Consider the following 16,165-nt stretch of genomic DNA (forward strand, 5'->3'; position numbering starts at 1 on the left):
TCGGCTTGTCGAGGGCCGGAGCGCGGGTTTTGAAACGAGCAGCTTGCGCCGCGACACCAACGCTAAAGCGCCACGACGCGTGCGGAGCGCCTCGTGGTCTCCACGGAGCATTCGCATGGTTCTGCCTCTGACGTCCTCCTTCCGATCGCGACTTGAGCCCCGGCCCGCGCCGGCGGCGGAACGATGTCGGCCATGACAGCCGGCCTCGTCCGGCCGCCCTTCGCGGCGCCGGGTCTTCTTTCGACAGTTCTCCGAGGAGCGCGTCATGAGCGCAGCATTCGTGATTGAAGTTCGCGGCCGTCAGGCCGGCCTGATCGTCCGCGACGGCGACGGCCTTTTCCGTTTCTTCTCCGCCATCCGGGAGGCCTTCCCCCTGGAGGGAGAGGTGTTCCGCACCGCCGCCGAGGCGAGCCGCGCCGTCAGCGCCGCGATGGCCCGACCAAAGCCGCTCGGCGGCGACATGACCCCCGTCTTCCGCTTGGGGCCGACTCCGGGCGAGGGGCGCGCCGCAGCCTATCGCTGATGGTCGCGGACGTAATCCAGCTCGACGCCGACGCCAAGGAGGCGGACGTCGCAAGCCTCTGGGCGACGTTGCGCTCGGAGGCGGAGGCGGCGATCGTCGAGGAGCCGATCTACGCCAGCCTGATCCAGACCACCATCCTCGAGCAGCGCGACATCTGGCGGGCCTTCGCCTACCGGCTCGCGCACCGGTTGGGTGACGGCGACCTGTCGCGTCTGGCCGTCCGCGACCTCTGCCTCTCCGCCTTCGCAGCGAATCCGCCGGCGCGGCTCAACGTGGTGCGCGACCTGCGCGCGATCCGCGACCGTGACCCGGCCTGCCGGCGTTTTCTCGATCCCTTCCTGTTCTACAAGGGGCTCGCCGCGCTCGAAGGCCACCGCGTCGCGCACTGGCTGTGGCACGAGGGCCGCGCGACGCTCTCGCTGCATCTGCAGAGCCGCATCTCCGAGGTGTTCGGCGCCGACATCCACCCGGCCGCCCGGATCGGCGGCGGCGTGTTCCTGGATCACGCGACCGCGCTCGTCATCGGCGAGACCGCGGTCGTCGCCGACGACGTCTCGATCCTGCAGTCGGTGACGCTCGGAGGCAGCGGCAAGCAAAGCGGAGACCGCCATCCGAAGATCGAGCGCGGCGTGCTGCTCAGCGTCGGCGCGAAGGTGCTTGGCAACATCCGGGTGGGCGAGGGCGCCCGCGTCGCGGCGGCCGCCGTCGTGCTCCACGACGTGCCGCCGCACACCACGGTGGCGGGCGTGCCGGCAAGGGTGATCGGCGCCAGCGGCGGGACTCCCGCCTTCAATCTCGACCAGATGTTCGGCGACGGCATCTGAGCGCCGTCCGGCGCCCCGCGCAGCGTTCTGCGGGCGTGACCGAACGCCTGCGGCATGGAGCTCTGCTCGGACGCCCCGTGCGATAATGCGCGGCCGCCCGACGGGGATGAGCTGTCTCGGGATTCCACAAAGACGTTCCGGCCGCTATGTCTGGCGGATGGCGGCGGGAGCGCAAGATCGAACGCATGCATATGATTCTGGAACGACATCCGCACGCGACAGGCCTGCCCGGCGACCGGTCCGAGGCGGCGCGATGAGCTTCGTCAATCCCGGCAGCTTCACCACCCGGCCCGAGATCGAGGGCACGTTCGGGGTCGTGGCGTCCACCCACTGGATCGCGAGCGCCGTCGGCATGGCGATGCTGGAGCGCGGCGGCAACGCCTTCGACGCGGCGGTTGCGGCGGCCTTCGCGCTTCAGGTGGTCGAACCGCATCTGAACGGCCCCGGCGGCGACGTGCCGATCCTGCTGCACGACGCCCGGACTGGCGCGAACGAGGTGATCTGCGGGCAGGGGCCGGCGCCCGCCGCCGCCACGATCGAGCGCTTCGAGACGCTCGGCCTCGACCTCGTTCCAGGCACCGGGCTGCTCGCGGCCTGCGTGCCCGGCACGTTCGACGCCTATATGCTGCTCCTCGAATCCTACGGCACGATGCGGCTCTCCGAGGTGCTGGAGCCCGCGATCTTCTATGCCCGCGAAGGGCACCCCCTGCTGGAGCGGGCCTCCGCCACCATCGACACCGTGCGCGACCTGTTCGTCGAGCACTGGCCGACCTCCGCCGCGCTCTGGCTCGCCCAGGGCAGGACGCCGCCGCCCGGCGCGATGTTCCGCAACCCGACGCTCGCCGCCGCCTACCAGCGCATTGTCGACGAGGCGAAGGGCGGCTCCCGCGAGGCCGAGATCGGCCGCGCGCGGCGCATCTGGCGCGAGGGCTTCGTCGCCGAAGCGATCGATCGGTTCTGCCGGACCGAAGAGTGCATGGACGTCTCCGGGCGCCCCCATCGTGGGCTGCTCACCGGCGCCGATCTGGCCTCGTGGTCGGCGAGCGTCGAGGCGCCGATCGGTTACGATTACGGGCGCTACCGCGTGCTGAAGCCCGGCCCCTGGTGCCAGGGGCTGACCACCCTGCAGCAGCTCGCGCTGCTCAAGGGCTTTCCGTTCGACGGGCTGGATCCGGCCGGTCCCGACTTCATTCATTGGCAGGTCGAGGCGGCGAAGCTCGCCTTCGCCGACCGCGACGCGTTCTATGGCGATCCGGATTTCGTCGACGTGCCCGTCGAGACGCTGCTGTCAGACGCCTACAACGAGGCGCGGCGCGCGCAGATCACGGAGGCGGCCTCGCTCGAGCAGCGGCCGGGCGTGATCGAAGGCCATGGCAAGGCCTTCGGCCTGCGGCTCGCGACCGATGCGCGCTCGGCCGTCGGCGCGACCGGCGCCGGCGAGCCGACCGTCGGCCGCATCGGCGAAACCCGCGGCGACACGGTGCATGTCGACGTCGCGGATCGTTTCGGAAACCTGATCGCGATCACGCCGTCCGGCGGCTGGCTGCAATCGTCGCCGACCATTCCCGAGCTCGGCTTCTGTCTCGGAACCCGCGCCCAGATGTTCACGCTCGATCGCGGCCATCCCGCGGCGCTCGCGCCCGGCAAGCGGCCGCGCTCGACGCTGTCGCCGACGCTCGCGCTCCGCGACGGCGCGCCATACCTCGCCTGGGGGTCGCCGGGCGGCGATCAGCAGGACCAGTGGATCCCGCAGATGTTCCTGCGCCACGTCCATGCCGGCATGAACCTTCAGGAGGCGATCGACGCGCCCGCCTGGCACACCGAGCACTTCCCGTCGTCGTTCTGGCCGCGCACCGCGCGGCCAGGCGTCGTGGTCGTCGAAGGCCGCATTCCCAACGCGACCATCGAGGAGCTCAGGCGTCGCGGCCATGTGGTCGAGATCGGGCCGGACTGGTCTGAGGGCCGCCTCGTCGCCGCAGCCCGCGACGGCGACCGCCTGAAGGCCGCCGCCAATCCACGGGGCATGCAGGGTTATGCGGTCGGGCGCTGACCACCCCTTTCCGGAATGACGGACGACCGCATTCTCAAAGCAGTTTGTCGATGGTGATCGGCAACTCGCGGATGCGCTTGCCGGTGGCGTGGAACACGGCGTTTGCGACGGCGGCCGCGGCGCCGACGACGCCGATCTCGCCGAGGCCCTTCACGCCAAGCGGGTTAGCCTCGTCGTCCTCCTTCACGAAGATCACGTCAATGTCGCGGATGTCGGCGTGCGACGGAATGTGATACTCGCCGAGATTGGCGTTCATGATGCGGCCGAGCGACTTGTCCCACTCGGTCGCCTCGTGCAGCGCCATGCCGACCCCCATCACCACGCCGCCGAGGATCTGGCTGCGCGCGGTCGCGAGATTGAGGATCTTGCCGGCGGCGATCGCGCTGACGATCCTTTGGACCCGCACCACGCCGAGCTCCTCGTCGACGCGCACCTCGGCGAACACCGCCGAATGCGTGTAGGCCGCATAGGCCTCGGTGAATTTCTCGTCGGGAGCGAAATCGCCTTCGGCTTCGACCTCGCCGCGTCCTGACGCCCTGACGGCGTCGACATAAGACACGGACATCTTCGGGTCCGAGTCGAGCGTGATGCGCCCGTTTTCGAAGGTGACGAGGTCGAGGCCCGCGTTCGCCAGCGGTGAAGCGTCGATGCCGCGGGCGTGCTTCAGCAACTCCTCCTTCAAAGCCTTGCAGGCGACCTGCACCGCGGAGCCCGCCGACGCCGCAGCCCATGATCCGCCCTCGACGGGCGCCATCGGCAGGGTCGAGTCGCCGACCCTCGCCACCACATCCTCTATGTCCATTCCCATCGCGTCGGCGCCGATCTGCGCGAGGATGGTGTAGGTGCCGGTGCCGATGTCGGCGGTCGCGCAGGCGACCTCCAGCCTGCCGTCGGCGGACAGGGTCACGCGCGCCGAGTGCGCCTGCATCATCGCTTCCCAGCAGCCGGTCGCCATGCCGTAGCCGACGAGTTCGCGACCCTCCTTCATCGAGCGGGGCTCCGGGCTTCGCTTCGACCAGCCGAAGCGTTCGGCGCCCTGCTCGTAGGCCGCCCGGAGCTCCTTCGAAGAGAACGGCTTGTCGTCGTTGGCGTCCTTCTCCGCATAATTCCGAAGCCGGAGCTCCACGGGGTCGACGCCGGTCGCATAGGCCAGTTCGTCCATCGCGCATTCGAGGGCGTAGACGCCGAGCGTCGCGCCGGGCGCCCTCATGTCGGACGGGGTGGAGGTGTCGACCTTGGCGAGTTCGTATTTCAGCGAGACGTTGGCGCAGTCATAGATCAGGCCGGACCAGTTTACGGTCGGCTCCTGATAGTCCTCGAACTGGGACGTCGCCTGGATCGCGTGGTGCTGGATCGAGGTCAGCTTGCCTTCGCCATTGGCTGAGAGAGCCACCGTCTGCAGGACGTCGGGCCGCCAGCCCATCGTGTACATCTGCTGGCGGGTCAGCACGACGCGCACCGAACGCTCGAGCTTCAGGCTCGCCATCACGGCGAGGAAGACGTCGTAATGCGGCCGGAGCGCCATCCCGAACGAGCCGCCGACGAAGGGCGAGAAGAACTGCACCTTTTCGGGGTCCAGGCCGAACACCGCGCAGACGTAGTTCTTGGGGTTCATCACCCCTTGGGTCTTGTTGTGGACGGTGAGGGCGCCGTCGCCTTCCCAGATCACGGTGGTGGCCTGCAGCTCCATCGGATTGTGGTGCTCGGGCGAGACCCGATAGTCCTGCTCAAGCCTGATCTGAGAACCGGCGAATGTGGCCGCTGCGTCGCCGCGCGGCTCGGGCGGCGGAGGAATGCCGTTGCGCTTCTCCGGCGGGTCGTAGGCTTCGTTGCGGACCGCCGCGACGTCGACCACGGGCGTCTCGGTCTCGTATTCCGCGATCACCAGAGCCGCGGCGTCGCGGGCGTGTTCGTGCGTGTCGGCGACAACCAGCGCGATCGGCTGCCCGCTGAAGGCTATGCGGTCGTCGCGGAACGGCCGGAACGGGCTGCCCGGAACGGCCACCATGTCATTCAGATAGGGCTTGTCGTCCTTCGGCGTTTCCGGCCGGTTCTCGTGCGACAGGATCTCGATGACGCCGGGCGCGGCCTTCGCCGCGGTCAGATCGAGCTTCGCGATGCGCCCCTTTGCGATCGCGCTCGGCACGGCCGCGGCATAGGCGAGATCGTCGGCCGTGAACTCGGCGGCGTACTTCGCCTGTCCCGTCACCTTCAGCGCGCCGTCGACGCGGGGCTGGGAGCGGCCGACATAAGGATGGACGTTCGACATCGCTCGCTCCCTCAGTTCACGGTCTTGCTCGACTGGACCTGTGGGGTCGCCGCCGCAGCCTGTCCGAGCGCCCGTACGATCGCGCGATGGGCGAGCTCGATCTTGAAGTCGTTCGCGCCATGGCCCTCGGCGCCGGACAGCAGACTGTCCGCAACCGCCGCGAACGCGGATGACGACGGAATCTGACCCTTCAGCAGACCTTCGGCCTTCGGGTCGCGCCACGGCTTGTGCGCGACGCCGCCGAGCGCCACGCGGGCTTCGCCCACCACGTCCCCGTCCATCTCGATCGCGGCGGCGACCGACACCAGCGCGAAGGCGTAGGACAGACGGTCGCGGAGCTTCAGGTAGCTGTGGTTGGCGCCGAACCGCGGGGCGGGAAGCTCGACCGCCGTCACCATCTCGCCGTGTGCGAGCGTGTTGTCCTTCTGCGGCTCGTCGCCCGGCAGGCGGTGGAAGTCTTCGAACGCGATCGTGCGCTCCCCGTCGGGCCCCGCAACATGGACGGTCGCGCCGAGCGCGGCCAGCGCCACGCACATGTCGGAGGGGTGGGTCGCGATGCAAGCGTCGCTTGCCCCGAGGATGGCGTGGATTCGGTTCACGCCGGTCATCGCCGAGCAGCCGGAGCCGGGCTCGCGCTTGTTGCACGGCGTCGCGACGTCGTAGAAGTAGTAACAGCGGGTCCGCTGGAGCAGGTTGCCGCCGGTGGTCGCTGCGTTCCTCAGCTGGGCGGAGGCGCCCGCCAGGATCGCGCTCGCCAGCAGCGGATAGTCACGCTCGATGCTCGGGTGATAGGCGAGGTCCGAGTTCGGCACGAGCGCGCCGATCTTCAGTCCGCCGCCGCCGGTCTGCTCGAAGCCCTTGAGCGGCAGTCGCGTGATGTCGACGAGCCGTCCCGGCCGCTCGACGTCGTATTTCATCAGGTCGACGAGATTGGTGCCGCCGGCGATGAAGCGGGCGTTCGGATCCCGGGAGACCGCCGCGATGGCGTCGCCGACGCTCTCGGCGCGGTGATAGCTGAAGGTCATCATTCCGCGGCCTCCAGATGGCGGCGGCGCTGGGACAGGACGTCCTCGATCGCGTCGACGATGTTGGTGTAGGCGCCGCAGCGGCAGAGGTTGCCGCTCATCAGCTCGCGAATTTCGTCGGACGTCGTCGCATGCCCCTCGTCGATCATCGCGACTGCGGAGCAGATCTGCCCGGGCGTGCAGTAGCCGCACTGGAATGCGTCATGGGCGATGAAGGCGGCCTGCATCGGGTGTAGGTCGCCCGGGGCGCCGAGGCCCTCGATCGTGACGACCTCGCAGCCATCCTTCATGATCGCGAGCTGCAGGCAGGAGTTCACCCGCTTGCCGTCGACGATCACGGTGCAGGCGCCGCATTGGCCCTGGTCGCAGCCCTTCTTGGTTCCGGTGAGGTGAAGCCGTTCGCGCAACAGGTCGAGCAGCGTCACCGACGGCTCGATCTCGATCGTGCGGAGCTCGCCATTGACCGTGAGGGTCAGGCTCGTCGGACGCGGCGGGTCGATCGTCGTCTGGGATGTCGACATGGCACGGCCTCCGGCGGTTGCGGCGTCTCTGCGATGCGCTTGTTCAAATGAGAACACTTCCAGGAACGAGTCGTTCCCGGCCGTTCGCCGCTGGGGCGGAAGGCGGACGGATGAGGTCGGCGTCTATGACGCGCGCAGGGCCTCGGCCCGGCTCAATGCCCGGCGGGAGCGCTGCGTCCGAGCTTCACGTTCTTCAGGATCATGGCGAGCGGCGCCATGCAGAACGCGATGACGCCGAGCGTCCAGAACACGTCGATATAGGCCCAGTAGGCGGTCTGCGTCTGAACCTGCTGGCCGATCCAGGCGAACGCCTGACTCTGCGCCGAAGCGGGCGTGGCGCCATGGCTTACGAAATACTCGGTCGCCTCCCGCAGAGTCCGCTGATAGGCGGGATTGGAAGGATCGATATGCTCGATGAGCCGGCTCTGGTGGAACTGCTCGCGGTGGGCCAGCACGTTCTGCGCGAGCGACACGCCCATCGAGCCCCCGATATTCCGCGCCATGTTGATCTGCGCGGAGGCCTGGTCGGTCTGGTCCGGCCGGAGTCCGGCATAGGACGCCGCGGTGATGGACAGGAACACCAGCGGGAGCCCCGCGCCGACGTACATCCGCGCCTCCGCGAAGAACCAGTAAGTCGAATCTCCGTAGAGAAAGGTCAGGCGATACATCCCGACCGTGATGATCAGGGCCCCGGCCGCGATCATCCATTTCGGCTGGACATAGCCGGAGAGCCTCCCCGCCAGAACCATCATGATCACGGTGACGATCCCGCCCGGCGCCAGCACGAGCCCCGCGAGCGTGGCGGTGTATCCGTATTCCTCCTGAACGATCTGCGGGACGAACTGCGTGGTCGAGATCAGGATCGCCCCTGTGCCGAGCATCACGACGAAGCAGGAGCTGAACTGGCGGGACCGCAGCAGAGTGAGGTCGACCGCCGGGTTCTCGCGGGTCAGCAGCCAGGGAATCATCGCGACGAAGGACGCGGCGCAAAGGATCGCGAAGCCGATGATCAGGTTCGAGCCGAACCAGTCTTTCCGCAGACCTTCGTCGAGCACGACCTCAAGGGACCCGAGGAAGCTCGCGACCAGCAGGAAGCCGACCACGTCGAAGCGGACGCCGCGCTTGCTCAGCTTTCGGCGCTCCTCGATGGCCGCGTCGGAATCCTGCAGCAGCCACCCCATCAGCGCGAGCGAGGCGGCGCCGATCGGCCCGTTGATGAGAAAGCACCAGTGCCAGGAGAAATTGTCCGAGAGCCAGCCGCCGAGGGTGGGCCCGATCACCGGCGCGACCACGATCGCGACGCCATAGAGCGCGAAAGCCTGGCCGCGCTTCTGCGGCGGGAAGGCGTCGGCGAGGATGGATTGCGCCAGCGGCGCCATGCCGCCGCCGCCGAGGCCCTGCAGCACGCGGAAGAAGAGGAGGGATTCGAGGCTCCAGGCGAAGCCGCACAGGACCGAGGCGGCCGTGAAGATCGCCACGCTGAGCATGAAGAACGCTTTGCGGCCGTAGCGCTTGGCGAGGAAGCTCGACGCCGTGAGGGCGACCGCATTGGCGACGAGATAGCTCGTCACGACCCAGGCCGCCTCGTCGGGGCCGACGGCGAGGCCGCCCGAGATGTAGCGCAGCGCGACGTTGGCGATGGTGGTGTCGAGCACCTCCATGAAGGTCGCGAGCGCAACGACCACCGCTACGGCCCATGGATTGACGCCGCCCGGCGCACGCGCGTCGGCGGGCGCCGTTCCGTCCGCGCTCACCTGACCTGAACCGTCGGGACGATCGACATGCCGGGTCCGATGGCGACGTCGGTCGGCCACCGGTCGACGACGATCTTGACCGGGATGCGCTGGACCACCTTGACGTAGTTGCCGGTGGCGTTCTCCGCCGGCAACAGGCTGAAGGCGACGCCGGAGCCGGGCTGCACGGAATCGACGTGGCCCCGGATCTTGTGGTCGGGATAGGCGTCGATCACGACGTCGACGGGCTGACCCGGGCGCATGTCGGTGACCTGGGTCTCCTTGAAGTTCGCCGTCACCCAGATCTCGTCGGGCACGAACGTCGCGAGGCCTGCGCCGGCCTGCGCGAACTGGCCCTTGGAGCCGGTCAGCTGCACCAGCCGGCCGGGTTGGGCGGCCGTCACCGTCGTGTAGCTCAGGTCGAGCCTGGCCTGAGCGACGCGGGCTTTCGCCTGATCGAGCTGCGCGCTCGCGCTCGCCTTTTGCGCCTGCAAAGCTTTGACCTGCTTCTGCGCGGAGCCGAGGTTGGCCTGAGCCTGCGTCAGGGCCGCCTGCTGCTGTTGAAGGGTCGAGCGCGTGGATTCCTCGCGCTGCACGCTTCCCGCCCCTTTCTGGGCGAGCTCCTTGTAGCGCGCGGCGTCCTGTTCGGCGAACTGCAGGGTCGCCTGCGCCTGCGTCACCTGCGCCTCGGCGACCTCGATCTGGGATTTCTGTTGGTCGATCTGGGCGTCGGCGTTCACCACCGCCGCTTCCGCGGCCTCCTGCTGCGCCTGGGCGAGGTCGAGGGCGACCTCATAGTCACGGCGGTCTATCTGGAACAGGACCGCCCCCGTCTCGACGTGCTGGTTGTCGCCGACCGGCGCGTCGACGACGAAGCCCGTCACCTTCGGCGAGACGGTGAAGCTGCGCGCGTCGACGAAGGCGTCGTCCGTGCTCTCGAACGGATGGATCCTGACAAGCCAGAAGAAATAGCCCGCGACTGCAAGCGCCGCTATCGCGATCGCGCCGATCGCGACCCAGAGCGGATGCCGCCGCAGAAAGCCGAAGCGTTTCGGCCTCTCGGTCTCGTTGGAAGCATCCGCCGGATTGGCGGTCTTTCCGGCCGGCGGTTCGACGACACGGACGGAGTCCTGCTGCGTCTTTTCAGCCCGAGAGAGCTTCGCATCGTCCGCGAGGGCGCCGTCCGCCATGGCTCGTCCTGTTGATTGGCGCATCGAGAATGCCGCCCGACGGCGCGCGTCTGGCCGAGCGTGGGGCTAAACGGGCCGCACGGCGTGACGTTCCTGCTCAAAGCGCAAGCCAGACCGGCGTTCGTCGCAAGATCGAGCACGAGCGAACGGCGCCGGCGTGCGCCAAATCCCCGGTGAGATCCGGACCGCCGCATTCAGACGGACACAAACCTGATTTCCCTCATTCATGAGCCGCCTCTCAGTTTCCGAGCGTTTCGTAGAAACGCGGTCACCTGGAAACGGCCTGATCGGGGTTTAGACATAACGACTTCAATCGAACCTGATTACGCAAACAGCAGATGGCGTGGGTCGTATGACGCACCATATGCGTCGCTTCCATCGGGATACGCTATCGCATTTCAACTTTTACGAGAAATATCCTTGACCGAAGGGAGTGGATGGTGATCCTGCGATCAGTTATAGTGCAACCGTTCCCTGGTTTGTGGGCGCATCGAGAATTTCGAAGCTCATTGCTAATCCGCCGAGGCTTCCGCAGCTCATAACTTTGGCTCGACTGACGATGCGCCTGACGGGGCTGTTGAAGGTTAGACCCTGCCCTTGTGCGTTATGTAGGTAAGGAAATGGCCATGTGCTTGGGGGATTGGGCAATCTTGACGCGGTTTGGTTTTGCTGCCGCCGCCGGATTGATGCTGGCGTCGTACGCATCCTCGGCCTCGGCCTTCGATGCGCTGGGCGGCGACTGCGGCTGCTCGATCCCTCTTCCCACGAAGGGCGTGCGGGTAGGCGAAGTGTCCCGAGCCAATGACGACGTGTTGGTCAGTGGCCGCGGTGGCCTCGTTCGGGGTAAACCTGGAGCTCCGCTGAAGGTTGGATCACGGGTTATCGTCGGTCCGAACGGTAGTGCGCAGATCGCGCTCGGCGCCTCCTGCAACCTCAGCCTCCGCGCCAATTCCACAGTTGATATCGCTCGATCCGGCGAAATGGTGTGCGTGACTAGCGCGGGCGCCGGCGGCGAGGCGGCGGTTGGTCGTGCGGCCGGAATCGGCGGAGTTGGCGGTGCAAGCCTTGGCGCCGCGGGCGCTGCAGCCGCCGCGATCTTCATCGCCGCCGATAATGACGACAAAGGCGACGCGCCGCCGGTGAGCCTCGGCAAGTAGGTTTCCGAACCTCGTCCGCGATACAGTAAGATTGAGCCTCGCTGATGCGAGGGGTCTGCTTCGGCCGCGCCCTGGTCGATACACCCGATGGCCCCTGCCTCGCCTAGACCGTGCGGGTCCATGGAGTTCGGAGCGAGCAAGAAGGCGCCTAAATATCGTGAAAGCTGGCGTCGCGCACCGTTGTTAAACGCCCTGATACCCGGATCGCTTAAAAGCAGCAGCTTGGCGCGACATGCGCCGCCGGCCTTATCGTCAAGGTTTGGCGGAGAGCGGGAGGCGAAGCTGATATGACGACTCGCAAGGGCATAATTCTTGCCGGCGGTTCTGGGACACGGCTTTACCCCGCCACCCTGGTCGTGTCGAAGCAACTCCTGCCCGTCTATGACAAACCTATGATCTATTATCCCCTCGGCGTGCTGATGCTGGCGGGGATCCGCGACATCCTTATCATATCGACGCCGGGCGACCTGCCCTTGTTCCAGAGGCTGCTGGGCGACGGCTCGGCGTTTGGGCTGTCGATCTCCTATGCGGACCAACTGCAACCGAATGGTCTCGCCGAGGCCTTCCTCATAGGTCGCGATTTCGTCGGCTCCGACCCTGTCGCGCTTATCCTCGGCGACAACATCTTCTTCGGGCATGGCATGTCCGAGCTCTGCCGCGAGGCGGCGGCTCAAACGTCGGGCGCGACCATCTTCGCCTATCACGTTGACGAGCCTAGCGCTTACGGCGTTGTCGAGTTCGACCAGGCGACAGGATTGGCGAAGTCGATCGAGGAGAAGCCGGCGTCCCCGAAATCCAACTGGGCTGTCACGGGCCTTTATTTCTACGACAACGCCGTGCTCGACATCGCGTCCTCGATCCGGCCGTCGGCAAGAGGCGAACTTGAAATCACCGACGTCAACGCCCGGTATCTCGCCTCCGGATCCTTGCAGGTGAGGCGTCTTGGCCGCGGGTTCGCTTGGCTCGACACCGGCACCCACGACAGTCTTCAGGAAGCGTCCGCGTTCGTGCAGACGATCGAGCGCCGGCAGGGCTTCAAGGTCATGTGCCTTGAGGAAATCGCGCTCGAGTTCGGCTATGTGTCGTCCGAAAGCGTGCTGGCGAGGGCGGCCAGTCTCGGAAAGAACGGCTACGCCGCTTATCTCCAGCGCCGTGTGAAGGAATTGTCGCTTGCTTGACGTGCTTCAATCGCGGCTTGGAGATCCGGGCGAAGCGGTTCGCGGAGAATCTCGGATTCTTCTCCGGAACGTTCAACGAGCGCGCGCCGCACGCGTGCGGGCGTAGATATCCGAGGCGTGCAGGACCATCGGCGACACTCGCGTGAGGCCAGGCGCTCCGCGCTTTCATCACCCGGCTGCGCCTTAGGAGCAGCCCTTCCCGGTGCAGGAGCTGACCTGTGACGCCAAGGCAAACGGATGGCGCGGGCGCGGTCTCCGGTCCTGAGGCGGCTATCATCGCGGGCGTGGCGTCCGGCGAAACCGCCTATCCCGCACAGACCTGCGCCGACGTGGCGGCGCCGACATTCACGTCGTTCCTTAATCTGGCGCGCTGGAGCGCGGCCGCGATGGTGTTCGTCGGACACCTCAGGAACCCGATGTTTCTCGGCTATGGCGACGTTGCTACGGCGGAGCGGACGGTTCCGGTGAAGCTCTGGTATTTCGTCACGGGCTGGCACGCCGAGGCCGTCGTGGTGTTCTTCGTCCTCAGCGGCTATCTGGTCGGAGGCTTGGCGGTCGGAAAAGTCCAGACGGGAACGTGGTCGTTCCGGGACTATTCGATCGACCGGGTGACGCGGATCTACATGGCGTTCCTGCCGGCCCTGCTGCTCACCGCGGTTCTCGACGTGGCGGGTTCCACATGGTTCGGAGCCGCTGGCCTTTACGACAACACTCAGCCCATGATCCAGCAGAAGATCGCGACAGGGGCCGTCACCAACTACCTGAACGCCGAGACGTTCGGGATGAACGTCCTCCTGCTGCAGCATTTCCTGTCGCCGACATTCGGCAGCAATTACCCGCTCTGGACGATCTCGGCGGAGTTCTGGTTCTATTTCGCCTTCGGGTTTGCTGTCCTGGCGGGCCGCCGCAAGCGGGGGTGTCGGCCGCGCTGGCGCTCGCCGGATCGATCGCGATCTTCCTCGTCCTCGGCCCCGAATTCATCGGCCTTATGGGCCTGTGGCTGATCGGCGTCGGCGCGGGGTGCGTCCCAAGGGGAAGCTATGAGCGACCTCTCCTCGCGTTCGGCGTTTTCATAGCCGGCATGATAGCCGTCCGCACCTATCAGAACGTCTTCGACGCCGACGCGACATTGCGGTTTCTCAAGAACTATTGGGTCGCGGCCTCGTTCTGCTGGCTTCTCGTCAGCATGAGGCATGCGGCTTCGAAGCCGCTGGAGCGCGTGTCCGGCTTCAACCGGCGCATGGCGGATTTCTCGTTCAGCCTCTACCTGATCCATTTCCCGACGGCGCTGTTCCTGCTCAGCGCGGCCCACGCCACCGGATGGTTTCCGAAGATCGCGGAGGGATATGGGCCGACCGACGGAGCCGGCGTCTCGCTCTATCTCGGCGTCATGGCAGTGGTCTATCTGCTGGCCTGGGCTTTCTCGCGCCAGACGGAGGCGCGGACGTGGCTTGCGCGACGATGGCTTCGCAGGCGGCTCCAGCCGACGGCCGGGCGGCGCGCTTGACGCGTCCGGCGGGAGAACGCGTCCGGGTCAGATCCGCCAGCCCCACCACGTCTGGTAGGGCGTCCAGCACATCGTGAAGATCGACGACAGCTGCGTCCAGCCGAGCAGCGCGGCGCCGGAGACGATCAACGGCAGCGAAAAAACGAAAATCCGCTCGCTGCCTCGATACATCAGGTATGCCTTGCTCTGAATGATGTAGGCGACCAACATCGTGTAATAGCCAAAGCGATCGCCGATAACAGAAGAATATAGGACGAGGGGAGCCGCCATTATCATGATGATGCTGAAATAAAGCGCCAGTTCGTAATCATGGGGCGAAAAGTATCTCCAGCGCTTTCTGAGGAATAACAGGAAAGCCGATCCGGTCATCGCAACGATGGCGACACGTGCAGGGCCTCCTGCGGCGTCGTGGATCGTGCCTACATAAAGGTCTGTGTAAGACTGAGCCGCGTTGCTCGTCAGAAGAAAATAGGCAGCCGGCGCCGCGAGCAGGACGCCGAGCGCGATCTTGCCCTGAAGGCTGGTCGCGACAAGGATCGGCGCAAGGCAGATAAACGCGATCGCGCTCTGGTGAAACAGCGCCGCCAGAACGACCCAGCCAACGAAACGCACCGCCGACCTGTCCTGGAATGCGTTGAACGCAAAGCACAATATTCCCATCGCAAGCGCCTGCCGCGTCGCCGACATCGGAATTCCGGTCACGAGCAGAGGAAACAGCAGCGTGATATAGAGAAGGGGGTCAGGCTGCCGCCGCGCGATGCTGTGCACGCCGAGAAAAAAGACCGCGGACGTCACGACATTGATCGCAGGATACTCGAATCCGAGGCGATTGAGCGCGATGACGAGCAGCCAGTAGGCTTGCTCGGATCCCGCAAAGGCCTCGCTGAACGGCAGAGGGCCGAACGATTCGGCGTGATTGCGATAGCTCCCCCAGTCGCATCCGACGTGCCACCGGAATCCGACGAAAACGAAGAGGAACAGAATGATGGCGATGTAGAGAGCGTGACGAGCGTGGCGCTGATTCGAGGTGAATACGTTCGCCAGCGCGCTTGAGAAGAAGATGAGGTTGTAGATCAACGGAAGCGTCCCATCTCCCGCCGGCCATCGGCGCCCATATGGGGCTTAGCGCGCCAGGCATGGCGAGATCAACGCCGATCAAAGGAGCCTCCGCGATAGGGGCTTCGCAGCACGGATCGCGGGTTTTCCGTCCTCGCCAATTCCGACTTTAGCCGACCAAGCGTAAAAGGCTTGGGCGAGCCGATATGCGCTCGTTGCGATGAATTCGAAAACCGCGAGGGTGACGGTCTGGTGTTGCGGAGCTTTCTCAATCTCAACATTGCGGCGGCGCGCGTCATCAACCAGCGGCTGCCCGAGGATTATCGGACCGACGGAAATTTCTGGTTCCAGAAGAACGTCCTCAAGAACGGGTTCCGCGATGGCGACGTGGTGTACGACGTCGGCGGAGGCTCGCGGCCATGGTTCACGGTCGAGCAGGCGCGCGCGCTCAACCTGACGGTCATCGGAGTGGACATCAGCGGCGACGAACTGCGGGCGGCGCCCGAGGGCAGCTATGACGAGATCATCGAGGCCGATCTCTGTGAGTTCTCAAACGACCGCAAAGCCGATCGGATCATCTGCCAGGCGACGCTCGAGCACGTGCACGATTCCGCCGGCGCGATCCGCAGCATCTCGGGTCTGCTGAAGCCGGGCGGCGAGGCCTTCACGTTCTGCCCATGCCGCAACGCCCTGTTCGCCCGGCTGAACAGGCGCCTTGGCCATGACGTCAAGAAGAAGCTGCTCGGGGCGGCGTTTCCCTATACGGAGGAAGGACATGACGGCTTCGCGGCTCCCTATGACAAGTGCACGCCGGGCGACATGCGGCGCCTCGCCGAGGAGAACGGCCTGTCGGTCGCGTTCCTCAAGACGTTCTGGGTGAGCGGATACTTCTACGTGTTCCTGCCTGCCTATCTCGGCTGGCGGGTCTACCAGCTCGTGGCCCGGGCGGTTCAAGGCGAGGACGCCTGCGAGTCGTTCTGCATGATCCTGCGGAAGCGGTGAGCCGTGACCACTCGTCCACATGGGTCGCAGTGCAGCCAAGCTGCGCAACGCCATTGCGGTGCGGGCGCTCCGGATCGCACCGGATTGCGCAAGGACAGCTTCCGCGCCGCGCCGCCGAGGACCGGCGCCC

Annotated in this window: 14 protein-coding genes; 8 read left to right on the plus strand and 6 right to left on the minus strand. The window is 66.3% G+C overall.

Annotation, left to right across the window (positions count from 1 at the left end; all coding sequences use genetic code 11):
• Positions 1–265: 265 nt before the first annotated feature.
• The 3 genes from PKE75_RS16855 to PKE75_RS16865 all read left to right on the plus strand — a co-directional run bounded on the left by PKE75_RS16855 (position 266) and on the right by PKE75_RS16865 (position 3,397).
• Positions 266–523 (plus strand): hypothetical protein, encoded by a 258-nt coding sequence (locus PKE75_RS16855; protein ID WP_271169911.1) that lies wholly within the window; start codon positions 266–268, stop codon positions 521–523.
• Positions 523–1,347 carry a serine O-acetyltransferase gene (gene cysE, locus PKE75_RS16860; RefSeq protein ID WP_271169912.1) on the plus strand — a complete coding sequence of 275 codons (825 nt, stop codon included), beginning with the start codon at positions 523–525 and terminating at the stop codon, positions 1,345–1,347. The genes PKE75_RS16855 and cysE overlap by 1 nt, the downstream gene beginning before the upstream one ends.
• Before the next feature lie 253 nt (positions 1,348–1,600).
• Positions 1,601–3,397, plus strand: coding sequence for a gamma-glutamyltransferase family protein (locus PKE75_RS16865; RefSeq protein WP_271169913.1), 1,797 nt, complete (start codon positions 1,601–1,603; stop codon positions 3,395–3,397).
• 34 nt (positions 3,398–3,431) lie between these two features.
• On the opposite strand, the gene PKE75_RS16870 is transcribed toward PKE75_RS16865, so the two are convergent.
• From PKE75_RS16870 to PKE75_RS16890, 5 genes are all read right to left on the minus strand, one after another.
• The gene (locus PKE75_RS16870) at positions 3,432–5,666 is read right to left on the minus strand and encodes a xanthine dehydrogenase family protein molybdopterin-binding subunit (protein ID WP_271169914.1); all 2,235 of its coding nucleotides are present in this window, start codon (positions 5,664–5,666) and stop codon (positions 3,432–3,434) included.
• Between the two features lie 11 nt (positions 5,667–5,677).
• Entirely contained in the window at positions 5,678–6,694 is a 1,017-nt protein-coding gene (locus PKE75_RS16875) for an FAD binding domain-containing protein (RefSeq protein WP_271169915.1), read from the minus strand.
• Positions 6,691–7,212: a (2Fe-2S)-binding protein gene (locus PKE75_RS16880; protein ID WP_271169916.1), complete on the minus strand. Its 522-nt coding sequence runs from the start codon at positions 7,210–7,212 to the stop codon at positions 6,691–6,693. The genes PKE75_RS16875 and PKE75_RS16880 overlap by 4 nt, the downstream gene beginning before the upstream one ends.
• Positions 7,213–7,364: 152 nt before the next feature.
• Positions 7,365–8,966 (minus strand): DHA2 family efflux MFS transporter permease subunit, encoded by a 1,602-nt coding sequence (locus tag PKE75_RS16885; protein ID WP_271169917.1) that lies wholly within the window; start codon positions 8,964–8,966, stop codon positions 7,365–7,367.
• Positions 8,963–10,135: an HlyD family secretion protein gene (locus PKE75_RS16890; protein WP_271169918.1), complete on the minus strand. Its 1,173-nt coding sequence runs from the start codon at positions 10,133–10,135 to the stop codon at positions 8,963–8,965. Before PKE75_RS16890 ends, PKE75_RS16885 begins: the two co-directional genes overlap by 4 nt.
• A 650-nt stretch (positions 10,136–10,785) precedes the next feature.
• On the opposite strand from PKE75_RS16890, the gene PKE75_RS16895 reads away from it, so the two are divergent.
• The 4 genes from PKE75_RS16895 to PKE75_RS16910 all read left to right on the plus strand — a co-directional run bounded on the left by PKE75_RS16895 (position 10,786) and on the right by PKE75_RS16910 (position 13,977).
• Entirely contained in the window at positions 10,786–11,292 is a 507-nt protein-coding gene (locus PKE75_RS16895) for a FecR family protein (protein WP_271169919.1), read from the plus strand.
• Positions 11,293–11,579: 287 nt separating this feature from the next.
• Complete coding sequence (rfbA, locus tag PKE75_RS16900) at positions 11,580–12,470, plus strand: glucose-1-phosphate thymidylyltransferase RfbA (RefSeq protein ID WP_271169920.1); 891 nt, start codon at positions 11,580–11,582, stop codon at positions 12,468–12,470.
• 218 nt (positions 12,471–12,688) lie between these two features.
• The gene (locus PKE75_RS16905) at positions 12,689–13,474 is read left to right on the plus strand and encodes an acyltransferase family protein (RefSeq protein ID WP_271169921.1); all 786 of its coding nucleotides are present in this window, start codon (positions 12,689–12,691) and stop codon (positions 13,472–13,474) included.
• 77 nt (positions 13,475–13,551) lie between these two features.
• Positions 13,552–13,977 (plus strand): hypothetical protein, encoded by a 426-nt coding sequence (locus PKE75_RS16910; RefSeq protein WP_271169922.1) that lies wholly within the window; start codon positions 13,552–13,554, stop codon positions 13,975–13,977.
• A gap of 27 nt (positions 13,978–14,004) precedes the next feature.
• Here PKE75_RS16910 and PKE75_RS16915 read toward each other — a convergent pair whose 3' ends face one another.
• Entirely contained in the window at positions 14,005–15,054 is a 1,050-nt protein-coding gene (locus PKE75_RS16915) for an EpsG family protein (RefSeq protein ID WP_271169923.1), read from the minus strand.
• A 234-nt stretch (positions 15,055–15,288) separates the two neighbouring features.
• Between PKE75_RS16915 and PKE75_RS16920 the strand changes: the two genes are divergently transcribed.
• On the plus strand, positions 15,289–16,035 hold the full coding sequence (locus PKE75_RS16920) for a class I SAM-dependent methyltransferase (protein WP_271169924.1): 747 nt from the start codon (positions 15,289–15,291) through the stop codon (positions 16,033–16,035).
• Positions 16,036–16,165: the final 130 nt, after the last annotated feature.

Origin of the sequence: Hansschlegelia plantiphila (assembly GCF_027922265.1) — a bacterium.
Lineage (GTDB): Bacteria > Pseudomonadota > Alphaproteobacteria > Rhizobiales > Methylopilaceae > Methylopila > Methylopila plantiphila.